Below are 302 nucleotides of genomic sequence, written 5' to 3'. Positions count from 1 at the left end.
TTGAAGAAGTCCTGGTCAGCGGGATTCAAGGTGTAGGTGTAGGAGCCATCTGCTGCCAGTACGAGTGTGCCGTAGGTGCCCGTGAAGGTGCCCGCGGTGATCGGTCCAACAACTCGGTCAGCGCCCTGAACGTCATTGGTCAGCACATTCCCCGTCAGGACCGTTGCCACCTCAGTGGCAACCGACGCATTGGTATCCGGCGCAGCCGTCGGCACATCGTCGACGATGTTTACGTCGAGGCTTCCGCTAGAGGTGCTGCCATCGGTGTCCGTCGCGGTGACCGTGAAGCTCTCGGTCAGGTT

General features: G+C 60.6%; 1 protein-coding gene. It reads right to left on the bottom strand.

Translation table 11 applies throughout. The annotated features are described in order from the left end of the window. The coding region (locus NTD82_RS07965) for an Ig-like domain-containing protein (RefSeq protein ID WP_262128308.1) at positions 1 to 302 on the bottom strand (302 nt) is incomplete at both ends.

The organism is Pseudomonas sp. 5P_5.1_Bac1, from assembly GCF_025466015.1.
In the GTDB taxonomy this organism is placed as follows: Bacteria; Pseudomonadota; Gammaproteobacteria; order Pseudomonadales; family Pseudomonadaceae; genus Aquipseudomonas.
The sequence above is the reverse complement of the archived record's forward strand: the minus strand, read 5'-3'. Positions and strand labels throughout refer to the sequence as shown.